Origin of the sequence: Comamonas terrae (assembly GCF_001544075.1) — a bacterium.
Lineage (GTDB): Bacteria > Pseudomonadota > Gammaproteobacteria > Burkholderiales > Burkholderiaceae_C > Comamonas > Comamonas terrae.
Window position 1 is genome coordinate 354,738 of sequence record NZ_BCNT01000004.1, and the last position, 12,764, is coordinate 367,501.

Sequence of the window (12,764 nt, forward strand, 5' to 3'; positions counted from 1 at the left end):
GGCCTGCGCCAGCTGGCACGGTCTGTGCTTTATCCGTTGTGACAAATTTTTTTGCAAACCGGAGGAACCCAGAATGCCCCGTCTCGCTGCCATCCGTTTCACAACCTTCGCCAAGACCGCTGCCCTGGCATGTGCCGCGATGTCTCCGCTGTGGGCCCACGCCGAACTGACGGCCAACGTGGCGCTGACCAGCAACTACAAGTTCCGCGGCCAGGACCAGGACAGCAGCCGCAAGAAGGCCGTCAAGCCCGCGCTGCAGGGCGGCTTCGACTACAGCTTTGGCGACAGCGGCTGGTATGTGGGCAACTGGAATTCCACGGTGGACTGGCTGCCCGGCAACTCGCTGGAAAGCGACTTCTACGGCGGCTACAAGTTCAAGGCCGCCGACGTGGACTGGGACCTGGGCATGCTGACCTATGTCTACCCCGGCAATGCGCGCGGCAACACCACGGAGCTGTATGGCGCCGCCACCTACGGGCCGTTCACGGCCAAGTACTCGCACACGGTCTCCAAGGATTATTTCGGCTGGGCCGGCGCCCGCGACGGCTCGGGCCTGAAGGGGCGCAACACCGGCTATCTGCAGTTCGCCTTCAGCCAGGAGGTCATGCCCAAGGTCACGTTCAAGGCATCGGTGGGCTACACGCATTTCTCCAGCGACATCCGTAGCCTGGGTGTTCCCAGCTACGTGGACTACAGCGTGGGCGGCGCCTACGACTTCGGTTCCGGCGTGGCGCTGGCAGCCGCCGTGACGGGCGCGACCCAGCGCTCCTACTTCGGCGATGTCAACAAGCCGCGTCTGATTCTGACGCTGTCCAAATCCATGTAATCGTTCAGGAGTCCGTCATGAAAATGGTGATTGCCATCATCAAGCCCTTCAAGCTCGACGAGGTGCGCGAAGCCCTGTCCCAGATCGGCGTGCAGGGCATTACGGTGACCGAGGTCAAGGGCTTCGGCCGCCAGAAGGGCCATACCGAGCTGTACCGCGGCGCCGAGTATGTGGTGGATTTCCTGCCCAAGCTCAAGATCGAGGCCGCCATTGCCGACGAGCTGGTCGACGCGGCCATCGATGCCATCGAGGACGCGGCGCGCACCGGCAAGATCGGCGACGGCAAGATCTTCGTGCTGTCGCTGGAGCAGTCCATCCGCATCCGTACCGGCGAGACCGGCGACGCCGCGCTTTGAGCCCCTTATCCCGTCAGAGAAAGATTGCCATGACCAAGAAGCTTTTGAGTATGGGCCTGGGAGCGGGCCTGCTGGCTGCCTGCGCCTCCGTGCTGGCCCAGGACGGCGGTGCCGCGGCAGCGCCTGCCGCTGCGGCCGCCGTGGAGGTCGTGCCCACGCTGAGCGCGGGCGATACGGCCTGGATGCTGACCTCCACCATGCTGGTGATCCTGATGGTCATCCCCGGGCTGGCGCTGTTCTACGGCGGCCTGGTGCGCAGCAAGAACATGCTGTCCGTGCTGGCGCAGGTGTTCGTGATCTTCTCGCTGATCACCGTGCTCTGGGCCATCTACGGCTTCACGCTGGCGTTCGGCGGCGAAGGGAAGTTCTTCGGCGGCTTCGACAAGCTGTTCCTCATGGGCATTGCGCCCGATACGCTGTCGTCCGCGCTCAAGACCATTCCCGAATACGTGTTCGTGGCCTTCCAGTCCACTTTCGCGGCCATCACCGTGGCGCTGATCGTGGGCGCGTTCGCCGAGCGCATCAAGTTCGCGGCCGTGATCGTGTTCTCGGTGCTGTGGTTCACCTTCAGCTACATCCCCATGGCCCACATGGTGTGGGGCGGCGGCCTGCTGGCCGAGGACGGCGCGCTGGACTTTGCCGGCGGCACCGTGGTGCACATCAATGCCGCCGTGGCCGGCCTCGTGGGTGCCTACATGCTGGGCAAGCGCATCGGCTTCGGCAAGGAGGCCCTGCCTCCTCACAGCCTGACGCTGACCATGGTGGGCGCCTCGCTGCTGTGGGTGGGCTGGTTCGGCTTCAATGCAGGCTCGGCCGGCGCGGCCAACGGCATTGCGGGCCTGGCCTTCATCAACACCATCGTGGCCACCGGCGCGGCGGCCCTGTCCTGGATCGCGGCCGAAGCGCTGCACCGCGGCAAGGCCTCGATGCTGGGCGCGGCCTCGGGCGCCGTGGCGGGCCTGGTGTGCATCACGCCGGCCGCGGGCCTCGTCGGCCCCATGGGCTCCATCGTCATGGGCCTGATCGCCGGCCCCCTGTGCCTGTGGGGCGTGTCTGGCCTCAAGCGCATGCTCAAGGTCGATGACGTGTGCGACGTGTTCGGCGTGCACGGCGTGGGCGGCATTCTGGGCGCCATCCTGACCGGCGTGTTCTGCGCCAAGGGCCTGGGCGGCATCGAGCCCGAAGGCTTCAACATGGGCCACCAGGTGTGGGTGCAGGTCAAGAGCGTGCTGCTGACCATCGCCTGGTCCGGCGTGGTGTCCCTGGTGTCCTACAAGATCGCCGCGCTGACCGTGGGGCTGCGCGTCAGCGAGGAGTCCGAGCGCCAGGGCCTGGACATCACCTCGCATGGAGAAGTCGCCTACACCCGCTGAGCTGGGCCAGCTCCCTGTACCGTTTCATTACGTTGGCCCCGCGGCGCAAGCTGCGGGGCTTTTTTGCGGGCGGGGGGCTCGGACAAGGGGCGGCGAGGGCGGTCCAATCCGCGTCACAGTGCTTGTTCAAAAAAATCAAGCGCCCGGGGATGGGGGCGGGCCGCGCCAGCCGCTACCATGCGGGCCATGGACTCAGCCATCAGCCCCTCTCCCCGGATCCACCCACTGGCCGAGCGCATCCGCGCCGCGGCCGCCGACAAGACGCCGCTGCGCATACGCGGCGGCGGCAGCAAGGATTTCCACGGCCTCGCCCTGCAGGGCGAAGTGCTGGATACGCGCGCGCTGGCCGGCATCGTGAGCTATGAGCCCAGCGAGCTCGTCGTGACCGTCATGGCCGGCACGCCGCTGGCCGAGCTGGAGGCCGTGCTGGCCGCACAGGGCCAGTGCCTGGCTTTCGAGCCTCCGCATTGCGCTGCCGGGGCCACCGTGGGCGGCATGGTGGCTGCCGGCCTGTCCGGCCCGGCGCGCGCCAGCGTGGGCGCGGTGCGCGATTTCGTGCTGGGCCTGGAGATGGTCAACGGCCGCGGCGAGCTGCTGCGCTATGGCGGCCAGGTCATGAAGAACGTGGCCGGCTACGACGTCTCGCGCCTGATGGCGGGCAGCTGGGGCACGCTGGGCCTGATCACCGAGGTCAGCCTCAAGGTGTTGCCCGTGGCGCCGGCCGAGGCCACGCTGCGCTTTGCCTGCTCCCAGCCGCAGGCCCTGCAGTGGCTCAACCAGTGGGGCGGCCAGCCCCTGCCGCTGAATGCGAGCTGCTGGCTGCAGGAGCCCGCCCAAACCGAGGGTACGCTGTACCTGCGCCTGCGCGGCGCCCGGGCCGCGGTGCAGGCGGCCTGCCGGCGTTTGATCGGCGAGTGCGGCGGAGAACCGCTGCCCAACGACCAGGTGGCGGCCGACTGGGCGGCCTGCCGCGAGCAGGCCCTGCCCTGGTTTGCCGAGCGCTCTGCCGACTGCTGCCTGTGGCGCCTGTCGGTGCCGCAGACGGCGCCGGTGCTGGCGCTGCCTCCGGACTGCACGGGGCCGTTCATCGAATGGCACGGCGCACAGCGCTGGGTGCAGGCGCCGCGCGGCCTGGGCGCGCCGCTGCAGGCGCTGGCGGCTTCCGTCGGCGGTTCGGCGACGCTTTTCAGGGCTGAAAGTGCTGGCCAGATCAGCGCAGCCCCCGTTTTCGATGCCGCAGCGGGATCGGCCCTGGCCATCCTGCATCAGCGGCTCAAGCAGGCCTTCGATCCCGAGGGCATTTTCAACCGCGGCCGGCTGGCCAGCGCCTGGTAGGCGTCTTGCAGCCCTTGTCATCCCTGCCCATGCGCCGCCTGCACCTGCTGACCGACAGGCACCGCACCGGTGCCAGCAACCGCACCCTGGGCCTGCTGCTGGCCTTCAATGCGGGGGCGGTGAATGCCGGCGGCTTTCTGGTCGTGCATTTCTATACCTCGCACATGACGGGCGTGGTATCGCTGCTGGCCGACAACCTGGTGCTGGGCAACACGGCGCTGGTGCTGGGGGCCATCGGAACGCTGCTGGCCTTCATCTGCGGCGCGGCGGCGACGGCCGTGCTGGTCAACTGGGCGCGCCACCGCCAGCTGCGCAGCAGCTATGCGCTGCCCCTGCTGCTGGAGGCCGGCCTGATGCTGGTCTTCGGCCTGCTGGGCGCGGCCACGCTGGCCTGGTCCACGCCGTTCACCGTGCCGCTGACGGTGCTGCTGCTGGCCTTCATCATGGGCCTGCAGAACGCCACGGTGACCAAGATGTCGTCTTCCCAGATCCGCACCACGCACATGACGGGCGTGATCACCGACCTCGGCATGGAGCTGGGGCGCGCCATGTACTGGAACCGCAACGGCAGCCCGCCCGAGCGCCAGATCCATGCGAACAAGGCGCGGCTCAAGCTGTTCGCCGGCCTGCTGGGCATGTTCATGCTTGGCGGCGTGGCGGGGGCCGCGGGCTTCAAGCACCTGGGCTTCGTGTTCGTGGTGCCGCTGGCCGTGGTGCTGTGCGTGCTGTCGCTGCCGCCCCTGTGGGCCGACCGTGCCCGCCTGCCGCCGCCGCTGGGGCGGATGCCGCGATCCCGGTCCGAGCCGTCCAACCCATAACAAAGAACGGATCCCACCATGCAAACCCAACTCGCTCCCGAATACAGCGCCACGCCCGAAGGCCAGGAGGCCGAGGCCATTTTGCGCAAGTGCGTGCACTGCGGCTTCTGCACGGCCACCTGCCCGACCTACCAGATCCTGGGCGATGAACTCGACGGCCCGCGCGGCCGCATCTACCTGATCAAGCAGGTGCTCGAGGGGCAAAAGCCCACGCGTGCCACGCAGCAGCACCTGGACCGCTGCCTGACCTGCCGCAACTGCGAATCCACCTGCCCCAGCGGCGTGCAGTACGGCCATCTGGTCGACATCGGCCGCAAGATCGTGGACGAGCAGGTGGAACGTCCCTTGGGCGAGCGCGCGCAGCGCTGGGCGCTCAAGGAGGGCATGAACTCGCCGCTGTTCGCGCCGGCGCTGCAGCTGGGCCGTGCCGTGCGCGGCCTGCTGCCCGAAGCGCTGGCCGAGAAGGTGCTGCCCGCCCAGGAGACCGGCGCCTGGCCCGTGCGCGAGCATGCGCGCAAGGTGCTGCTGCTGGCCGGCTGCGTGCAGCCCGCGATGATGCCGCGCATCAACTACGCCACGGCCCGCGTGCTCGACGCCGTGGGCGTGCAGACCGTGATTGCCGACAAGGCCGGCTGCTGCGGCGCCGTGAAGTTCCACCTCAACGACCAGGACGGCGGCAAGGCCCAGATGCGCGCCAACATCGACGCCTGGTGGCCGCTGGTGGAAAGCGGCGCCGTGGAGGCCATCGTGATGAATGCCTCGGGCTGCGGCGTCACCGTCAAGGAGTACGGCCATCTGCTGCGCCTGGACCCGCAATACGCCGACAAGGCCGCGCGCATCAGCGCGCTGACGCGCGACCTGAGCGAGCTGCTGCCGCAGATGCTGCCCGAGCTCGGCGAGAAGCTGCGGGGCCGCGTGCAGGCACCGTCCGCGCCCGTGGCCTACCACCCGCCCTGCACGCTGCAGCATGGCCAGAAGCTGCGCGGCAGCGTGGAAACGCATCTGCGCGCCCTGGGCTTCGACGTGCGTGTGGCGCGCACCGAGTCGCACCTGTGCTGCGGTTCGGCCGGGACCTACTCGGTGCTGCAGCCCGAGATCTCGCACCAGCTGCGCGACCGCAAGATCGCGGCGCTGGACGAGCCCTTCGCGCCCGAAAAGCCGGCGGCGATTCTCTCGGCCAACATGGGCTGCATCGTCCACCTGCAAAACGGCACCGACGTGCCGGTGCGCCACTGGATCGAGGTGCTCGACGAGGCGCTGATAGGCGTGTAACCGGCATCAGCATGCCAATGCTGGCATGATGCAGGGTTTTGTTTCCCCAAGCCCACGGGCTTTGCCATGACTGAAATCATTTCTGAACCACAAGAACAGAAGGCCGTGTCCGAAGGCCAGGCACAGGTCCAGGCTGCGGCGCAAGACCTGCCGCAAGGCGGCGAGGCCGGTGCCCGCCAGCGCGCGCGCCGCGGCGGCCGAGGCCGCAAGAACAATGCGCAGGGTGCGCCGGCACAGGCTGCCGCCGGCACCGCAGCCGCTGCGCGTCCCCCGCATCCCGTGCTGGCCCAGCTGGCCCAGTGGCATCCGGCACTGTTCGGCGAACAGCTGCTGCCGCTCAAGCGCGGCATCTTCGAGGACCTGCTGGCGGCCCATCCCGAGCTGGACAAGGAAGCGCTCAAGAGCGCACTGCAGCAGCACACGCGCTCCGGCCGCTACCTGGCCGCCATGGCCAGCGGCCAGCAGCGCCACGACCTGGACGGCAAGCCGGTGGAAGCCACCCTGCCCGAGCATGTGCACCATGCGCTGATCGAGGTGTTCCGCCGCCGCCAGCAGCGCTCGCCCGAAGACCTGACGCCCAAGCTGCGCAACCGCATCATCATGGCCTACGAGGACTCGGGCCTGTCACGCGAGGAGTATGCCGAGCGCGTGCATGGCAAGGACGAAAAGACCAATGTACTGGTGGCCGAGGCCCTGGCCGAAGCCGATGCCCGCGCGGCCAAGGACGAAGCCCTGCTGCGCGCCTACACCCTCAGCGGCCAGTCTTCGGAAACCGCGTTTGCCGAGATGTACGGCATGAACCCGCGCCAGGTGGCGCAGCAGCTGGAACGGGCACGCCGCCGCCAGCGCAGCTGAGCCCTGCGGCCGGGCTTGTCGGCATGCCCCTGCGGCGCGCCGGCAGCCATCCCACATCCGGCATGCATATGCAAGGCAAGAGTCTTTTGCCATAAGCAATGCATGCCGCCACATCCGGCCATGCGCCTGCGGGTGGAAAATCCCGCCCGCGTTGCAATGGATCGCTCCCATGCCGTCTGGCCCGCACCCCGTGGGGGCGCAGGCGGCTTTGCGCGTGGAGCAGGCGCGCATCTGGGAGCAAGAATCAATGTGGCTGGGTTTATCGCTGTTTTACGTCGGGGCCGTGCTGTTCCTGAACGGCCTGTGGATGCTGGGGCGCATCGCCGACAAGGAAATCTGGGTCATCAACATCTTCACGGGCGTGGTGTCCCTGTGCATAGGGCTGGCCAGCATTTTCGGCCCGGAAGCCAATGCAGAGACCGTCAAGAGCGGCGCGCTGACGCTGCTGTTCGCCTTCACCTATCTGTGGGTGGCGTTCAACCGCTTCACGGGGGCGGACGGCCGCGGCCTGGGCTGGTTCAGCCTGTTCGTGGCCGTCACGGCCGTACCGGTCGCGCTCGATACCCTGGCCGGCGCCAGCACCGGACTGGACTGGTGGATGGGCGTCAATTGGGCGGCCTGGGCCGTGCTGTGGGCGCTGTTCTTTGTCCTGCTGGCGCTGAGAAAGCCCATCGACCGCTTCACCGGCGTGCTGTGCATCGCCCAGGGCATTCTGACGGGGTGGGTGCCCGGCTATCTGATCCTGGCGGGAAGATTGGGCTGACCCCCTGAGGCGCTGCGCGCCTTGCCCCCTGGAAGGGGCGACGCCCTTGCAGCGGGGCGGCCCTTGCTCGGCGTCTCTGGTTGGGGTTGCGCCTGTTCAAGCTTGCCTTCTTCTGCCCAGGGCCGCCAGCAGCGCGGCGGCCATGATGCAGGCGCCGCCCAGCAGCGTGCGGGCCGACAGCGTCTCATGGGCGATCAGCACCGAGGACACACTGGCGAAAGCCACTTCCGAGAGCATGACCACCGAGGTCACGCTGGATGGCAGATGGGCCGCGCCGAACTGCAGCGCCCAGTTGCCCAGCATTAGCAGCACGGCCAGCGCCAGGGCAATGCCCAGCCAGTCCAGGCGCACGGCCGGAAAAGCCGGCACCAGGCCGGCGCCGTGGGCCGTCAGCGCCGTGGCAAGGCCCATGGCCATGCATCCGGCGAACATGACCAGCATGCGGGCCTGGCCCGGGATGGCATGCAGGCGGCGCAGCAGCACATTGGTCAGCGCAAACATGAAGCCGCCGAACACGGCCAGCGCATCGGCCAGGGACAGGCCCTGCACCAGCCCGGCCGGCGAGGCGTCGGCCGGCAGCAGCACCAGCAGCACGCCGCCGAAGGCCAGCACCAGGCGCAGCAGCGCCATCGGGGTGGGGCGCTCTCCCAGGATGGCCCAGGCCAGCAAAATGGCCCAGGCCGGCATCAGATAGAACAGCAGGATCACGCGCACCACGTCGCCCACGGTCACGGCCCAGTTGAAGGCCACGTTGTTCAGGCCCGAACTGGCCGCCAGCAGCAGGAGCACGGGGTATTGCAGCGCCTGCCGTAGGCTGGACGGGCGCAGCGCGAGCAGGCCGCCCAGCAGCAGGCAGTACATCAGCGCCGTGGCCCATAGCGGATGCAGGCCTGCGCCATGCATGGCGCGGAACGGCCACCAGGACAGGCCCCAGATGAAGGCATTGAACAGCAGTGCGAAGACGGGCAGCGGACTGTGCATAAAGCATGAAAAAAGGCATCCGGCGTTGCCAGGCAAGCGCCGGATGCTATTGAATCGGAAGAGCGCGGTCCAAGCCGCGCCGGTCAGTGGCAGTCGCGGCGCGCGATGTCCAGCAGGCGCGCAACCTCCATCGGGTGCTCGCGGCAATTGCGGCGGTGCCAGATGCCGATCAGCAGCATGATGCCGGCCACCACCAGGCCGAACACGGTGATCGCGCCAAAGGCCGTGAGGCCGAACTTGGTCGAGAGGCTGTAGAACGCGCCCATGGCCAGGATGGCGGCCTGCTCGTTGAAGTTCTGCACGGCGATGGAGCGGCCCGCGCCCATGAGGTTGTGGCCGCGGTGCTGCAGCAGCGCGTTCATGGGCACGACCAGAAAGCCGCCCAGGCCGCCGAGCAGGATCAGGAAGGGCACGGCCACCCAGAGGCTGTGGATGAAGATCATGCACACCACCAGCAGGCCCATGCCGATGCCCAGCGGAATCACGCTGGTGGCCGTGTCCAGGCGCATGCGCATGGAGGCCGCCACGGCGCCGATGGCCGTGCCGATGGCGACCACGCCGACCAGGGCCGAGGCCTGGGTGGTGCTGTAGCCCAGCGCGGCCGCGCCCCAGGCCAGCACGATGTAGCGCAGATTGCCCGAGGCGCCCCAGAACAGCGTGGTGGTGGACAGCGAGATCTGGCCCAGCTTGTCGGCCCACAGGCGCTGGCTGCAGGTCCAGAAGTCGGGCAGCAGGCCGACGATGTTGGCCGCCAGGCTCTTGTCCGGGTCCTGGCGCACCGGGCGCAGCGGCACGCCGGTCAGCGGAATGCGCAGGTTGAACCAGGCGGCGATGGCGTAGACGGCGATCAGCACCATGATCGCGGCTTCGGCCGGCGTGTCGATGCCGGTGTCGATATAGGGGAAGTCCAGCGACAGCAGATGGTGGGATATGGTCGGCCCCACGAGCTGGCCGCCGACCAGCACGCCCAGGATGATGGAGGTGATGGTCAGCCCCTCGATCCAGCCGTTGGCCTTGACCAGCTGCGAGGCCGGCAGCAGCTCGGTCAGGATGCCGTACTTGGCGGGCGAGTAGGCCGCCGCGCCCAGCCCGATGACCGCATAGGCGAGCAGCGGATGGTTGCCGAACAGCATCATCAGGCAGCCGATCATCTTGATGGCGTTGCTGATGAGCATGACGCGCCCCTTGGGCAGGGCATCGGCAAAGGCGCCGACAAAGGGCGCGAGCACCACATAGAACAGGGCGAACATGGGCACCAGGGCAGCACGTTGCCACTCGGGAGCGCCATTGGCTCGCAACAGCTCCACGGCGGTCACAAACAATGCGTTGTCTGCCAGCGAGCTGAAAAACTGCGCCGACATGATGGTGTAGAAACCGCGCTTCATGAATAAGCTGAAAGCGGCACCGGCAGGGCCGATGCCAGGGAGTATGGCAAGTGACTGGCGGTTATATCACGCAGGCTGCGGCCGGTGGTGCCAGAATCCCGTGGGTCCGACTGAGAAAAAAGCATGCCTCGCCCCATTACTGCCACCATCCACCCTGCAGCCCTGCGCCACAACCTGGAGCGGGTCCGCCACGCGGTACCCGACGCCAAATTGTGGGCCGTGGTCAAAGCCAACGCCTATGGCCACGGTATCGAAAACGTGTTCGAGGCGCTGCGCGCCGCGGACGGCTTCGCCATGCTGGACCTGGCCGAGGCGCAGCAGGTGCGCAGCCTCGGCTGGCGCGGCCCCATCCTGCTGCTGGAAGGCGTGTTCGAGCCGCGCGACCTGGAGGTATGCTCGCGCCTGGGCCTGTGGCATGCCGTGCACTGCGACGAGCAGATCGACTGGCTGGCCGCGCACAAGACCCAGGTGGGCCACCGCGTCTTCCTCAAGATGAACAGCGGCATGAACCGCCTGGGCTTCACGCCCGAGCGCTACCGCTCGGCCTATGCGCGCCTCAATGCGCTGCCGCAGGTCGACGAGATCTCGTTCATGACCCACTTCAGCGATGCCGACGTGGACCATGGGCTGGACCGGCAGCTGGCGGTCTTCCATGCCACCACGCAGGACCTGCCCGGCGAGCGCAGCATCAGCAACAGCGCGGCCACCCTGCTGCGCGGCGATGCGGCCGAGGTGCGCTGCGACTGGGTGCGCCCCGGCATCGTGCTCTACGGCAGCTCGCCCGACTTTCCCCGGCACGACATGGCCGGCTGGCAGCTGCAGCCTTCCATGACGCTGTCCTCCAGGATCATCGGCGTGCAGATGCTGGGCGCGGGCGATACCGTGGGCTATGGCTCGCGGTTCAGGGCCGAAGGCCCGCTGCGCATGGGCGTGGTGGCCTGCGGCTATGCCGACGGCTATCCGCGCCACTGCGACACGGGCACGCCGGTGCTGGTCGACGGCGTGCGCACGCGCACGCTGGGCCGGGTCAGCATGGACATGATGGCCGTGGACCTGACGCCCGTGCCCCAGGCCGGCATGGGCAGCGAAGTCACGCTGTGGGGCCGCGCTGCCGGCGGCGCGGTGCTGCCCATCGACGAGGTGGCCGCCGCTGCCGGCACCCTGGGCTACGAGCTGATGTGCGCCGTGGCGCCGCGCGTGGCCAAGGTGGTGGAAGGCGAGGGCCGCTGACGGCGGGCATGCCGCCTGCCCATTCCCTGCTTGCCCATTCCCTTTGTTTCCTTGAAAAAAAGCCGTGCGGCTGATGGCTGCACGGCTTTCCCGGTGGCGCCAACGCGGCGTCAGAACGCGTGGGAGACCCCGACGCCGAACGCGGTGCCCGAATCCGCGCCGCGCTCGTAGCTCTTGCGGCCCAGGCTGGCGTAGAGCGTTGTGCGCTTGGACAGCGCATAGTCCGCGCCCAGCGAGTAGAAATGGTTGGTCTGGTCGCCCGAGCCGCTCAGGCGCTGGCGGCCGTAGCCGGCCTTGAAGGTCGTGGCGCCCACCTGGTAGGTCGCGCCCAGCGTGGCGGCGCGCGCCTTGCTGACGCCGTCGGCCGTGCGGCTGTAGTCGTAGGCGGCCATCACGGCAGCCGCGCCGAAGCGGTATTTGCCGGCCACGAACGTGTCCTTGTCGCCGCTGCCGTTGCGCTCGAAGGCGAGCATGCCGGCCAGCGCGCCCTGGTCGTAGTTGAGCGAGGCCGAGTAGCCGCGGCCCTGGTGGCCCGTGGCCTCGGTGCGCTCGGGCGAGCCGCTCAGGTGCAGCGTGAAGCCGGCCACCGTGGGCGAATCGTAGAAGATGCCGTTGGCCATGCGCCCGTACTCGGCAAAGCCGTTGTTGCTCGCGCGGTCCGTCGGGGTCAGGTAGTGCCACTGGTACCAGGCGGGCGAGGAGATGCGGTTGAAGTTGGCCCAGGGGTCGAACTGCCAGTCCTGCGACCACATGGCCGACAGTGCGCGGCCGATGCGCACATGGCCGAAGCCGCCCTGCAGGCCCACGGTGGACTCGTCATGCCAGAAGGGCTTCTTGCCGAAGTCCTCGGTCAGGCCGGTGTCCAGGTCGAAACGGGTGCTCAGCCGGAACGTGGCCTTGAGGCCGCCGCCCAGATCTTCCGTGCCGGCAATCGCCAGATTGCTGCGTTGGATGGTGCCCAGCTCGCTGGTCTTGTCAAAGCTTCTGAACACGCCGGCATCGAGCAGACCGCTGATGCTGACCTGGGATTGGGCCGAGGCGGGCAGGGCCGTGGAAAGAAGGGTGGCACAACCGAGAGAGAGGCAAATACTCAAACGCATCCTGGGAAAACTCCTTGATGGAAATGGCGGCATGGCAGCAGCGCAGCCTGCGCGGCGCGGCCTGTGCGCATGCCTGTGGCGATGATGGATGCCGCCGGTCAGCGACTGCGGCGGCGAGGGAAGGGCGTGGCTCTCCGGGAGGAAAGGCCAGCCCGCAAGGCAACCGGGGCATGCAAGGCGCGGCCGCTGGCTGCGCTCCCCGGTCAAAAAGGTACGCCCCTGCAAGAGGGGCGGTGCGACCGATTATAGAGAGCAGCTGCTCACATCGTCATGGGCACAGACCCTAGGGCTGTGCGCGGGCGTGCCGCTGGCCTCCGGGATGCGGCCGGCGCCGCGCCCGCCCTGCGGTTGCGGGGAAACCCCGTTGACCTCTGGCAAGGCGTTTTCTACATTGGCTGCAAATGAAATACAAATTTCATAAAAATGAGTCAATGAAATTTGGATGTCATCCAGCGGGGTATCACCCCTTC

General features: G+C 68.1%; 12 protein-coding genes. 9 read left to right on the top strand and 3 right to left on the bottom strand.

Translation table 11 applies throughout. The annotated features are described in order from the left end of the window. Window positions 1–73 precede the first annotated feature (73 nt). From Cte04_RS07920 to Cte04_RS07955, 8 genes are all read left to right on the top strand, one after another. The gene (locus Cte04_RS07920; RefSeq protein WP_066475032.1) at window positions 74–826 is read left to right on the top strand and encodes a TorF family putative porin; all 753 of its coding nucleotides are present in this window, start codon (window positions 74–76) and stop codon (window positions 824–826) included. A gap of 17 nt (window positions 827–843) precedes the next feature. Further along, the gene (glnK, locus tag Cte04_RS07925; RefSeq protein WP_066475036.1) at window positions 844–1,182 is read left to right on the top strand and encodes a P-II family nitrogen regulator; all 339 of its coding nucleotides are present in this window, start codon (window positions 844–846) and stop codon (window positions 1,180–1,182) included. Window positions 1,183–1,211: 29 nt separating this feature from the next. Next, window positions 1,212–2,555 carry an ammonium transporter gene (gene amt, locus Cte04_RS07930; RefSeq protein ID WP_174522902.1) on the top strand — a complete coding sequence of 448 codons (1,344 nt, stop codon included), beginning with the start codon at window positions 1,212–1,214 and terminating at the stop codon, window positions 2,553–2,555. 177 nt (window positions 2,556–2,732) lie between these two features. Then, window positions 2,733–3,890, top strand: a complete 1,158-nt coding sequence (gene glcE, locus Cte04_RS07935) for a glycolate oxidase subunit GlcE (protein WP_066475041.1) — start codon at window positions 2,733–2,735, stop codon at window positions 3,888–3,890. A gap of 29 nt (window positions 3,891–3,919) precedes the next feature. After that, window positions 3,920–4,708, top strand: coding sequence for a YoaK family protein (locus Cte04_RS07940; protein ID WP_066475044.1), 789 nt, complete (start codon window positions 3,920–3,922; stop codon window positions 4,706–4,708). An 18-nt stretch (window positions 4,709–4,726) separates the two neighbouring features. Then, entirely contained in the window at window positions 4,727–5,980 is a 1,254-nt protein-coding gene (gene glcF / locus Cte04_RS07945) for a glycolate oxidase subunit GlcF (protein ID WP_066475048.1), read from the top strand. Between the two features lie 66 nt (window positions 5,981–6,046). Continuing rightward, window positions 6,047–6,835 (top strand): ProQ/FinO family protein, encoded by a 789-nt coding sequence (locus tag Cte04_RS07950; protein WP_066475051.1) that lies wholly within the window; start codon window positions 6,047–6,049, stop codon window positions 6,833–6,835. Between the two features lie 247 nt (window positions 6,836–7,082). Continuing rightward, window positions 7,083–7,598, top strand: a complete 516-nt coding sequence (locus Cte04_RS07955; protein WP_066475406.1) for an AmiS/UreI family transporter — start codon at window positions 7,083–7,085, stop codon at window positions 7,596–7,598. Window positions 7,599–7,694: 96 nt separating this feature from the next. Here the strand turns inward: Cte04_RS07955 and Cte04_RS07960 are convergent, their stop codons facing one another. Both Cte04_RS07960 and lplT read right to left on the bottom strand, forming a co-directional pair. Continuing rightward, entirely contained in the window at window positions 7,695–8,579 is an 885-nt protein-coding gene (locus Cte04_RS07960; protein WP_066475053.1) for a DMT family transporter, read from the bottom strand. 83 nt (window positions 8,580–8,662) lie between these two features. Further along, window positions 8,663–9,964: a lysophospholipid transporter LplT gene (lplT, locus tag Cte04_RS07965; RefSeq protein WP_066475055.1), complete on the bottom strand. Its 1,302-nt coding sequence runs from the start codon at window positions 9,962–9,964 to the stop codon at window positions 8,663–8,665. 123 nt (window positions 9,965–10,087) lie between these two features. On the opposite strand from lplT, the gene alr reads away from it, so the two are divergent. Continuing rightward, complete coding sequence (gene alr, locus Cte04_RS07970) at window positions 10,088–11,194, top strand: alanine racemase (RefSeq protein ID WP_066475059.1); 1,107 nt, start codon at window positions 10,088–10,090, stop codon at window positions 11,192–11,194. Between the two features lie 110 nt (window positions 11,195–11,304). Here alr and Cte04_RS07975 read toward each other — a convergent pair whose 3' ends face one another. Continuing rightward, entirely contained in the window at window positions 11,305–12,294 is a 990-nt protein-coding gene (locus tag Cte04_RS07975) for a porin (protein WP_066475061.1), read from the bottom strand. Window positions 12,295–12,764 lie beyond the last annotated feature (470 nt).